Origin of the sequence: Streptomyces sp. NRRL F-5122, from assembly GCF_001507435.1 — a bacterium.
GTDB classification, from domain to species: domain Bacteria; phylum Actinomycetota; class Actinomycetes; order Streptomycetales; family Streptomycetaceae; genus Streptomyces; species Streptomyces lannensis.
In genome coordinates this window covers 1-1,202 of sequence record NZ_LMWH01000002.1, presented here as the reverse complement: position 1 = coordinate 1,202, position 1,202 = coordinate 1, and the positions used below count along the sequence as shown (strand labels likewise).

Below are 1,202 nucleotides of genomic sequence, written 5' to 3'. Positions count from 1 at the left end.
GAGCTGGGGGTGGCCGCAGAGACCAGCGAGAAGCGACTGTTTACTAAAAACACAGGTCCGTGCGAAGCCGTAAGGCGATGTATACGGACTGACGCCTGCCCGGTGCTGGAACGTTAAGGGGACCGGTTAGCTCACTTTCGGGTGGGCGAAGCTGAGAACTTAAGCGCCAGTAAACGGCGGTGGTAACTATAACCATCCTAAGGTAGCGAAATTCCTTGTCGGGTAAGTTCCGACCTGCACGAATGGCGTAACGACTTCTCGACTGTCTCAACCATAGGCCCGGTGAAATTGCACTACGAGTAAAGATGCTCGTTTCGCGCAGCAGGACGGAAAGACCCCGGGACCTTTACTACAGTTTGATATTGGTGTTCGGTTCGGCTTGTGTAGGATAGCTGGGAGACTTTGAAGCTTGGACGCCAGTTCAGGTGGAGTCGTCGTTGAAATACCAGTCTGGTCGTGCTGGATGTCTAACCCGGGTCCGTGATCCGGATCGGGGACAGTGTCTGATGGGTAGTTTAACTGGGGCGGTTGCCTCCTAAAGGGTAACGGAGGCGCCCAAAGGTTCCCTCAGCCTGGTTGGCAATCAGGTGTTGAGTGTAAGTGCACAAGGGAGCTTGACTGTGAGACCGACGGGTCGAGCAGGGACGAAAGTCGGGACTAGTGATCCGGCGGTGGCTTGTGGAAGCGCCGTCGCTCAACGGATAAAAGGTACCCCGGGGATAACAGGCTGATCTTCCCCAAGAGTCCATATCGACGGGATGGTTTGGCACCTCGATGTCGGCTCGTCGCATCCTGGGGCTGGAGTCGGTCCCAAGGGTTGGGCTGTTCGCCCATTAAAGCGGTACGCGAGCTGGGTTTAGAACGTCGTGAGACAGTTCGGTCCCTATCCGCTGTGCGCGTAGGAGTCTTGAGAAGGGCTGTCCCTAGTACGAGAGGACCGGGACGGACGAACCTCTGGTGTGCCAGTTGTTCTGCCAAGGGCATGGCTGGTTGGCTACGTTCGGGAGGGATAACCGCTGAAAGCATCTAAGCGGGAAGCCTGCTTCGAGATGAGGACTCCCACCCACTTGATGGGGTAAGGCTCCCAGTAGACGACTGGGTTGATAGGCCGGATCTGGAAGCACGGTAACGTGTGGAGGTGACCGGTACTAATAGGCCGAGGGCTTGTCCATAGAGGCTCGCGTCCACTGTGTTGGTTCTGA

General features: G+C 56.7%; 1 rRNA gene (running past one end of the window). It reads left to right on the top strand.

Features of this window, described 5'->3' with window-relative positions:
* Positions 1–1,172, top strand: a 23S ribosomal RNA gene (locus tag ADL25_RS02190); it begins 1,925 nt to the left of the window's first position.
* The last annotated feature ends 30 nt before the right edge of the window (positions 1,173–1,202 follow it).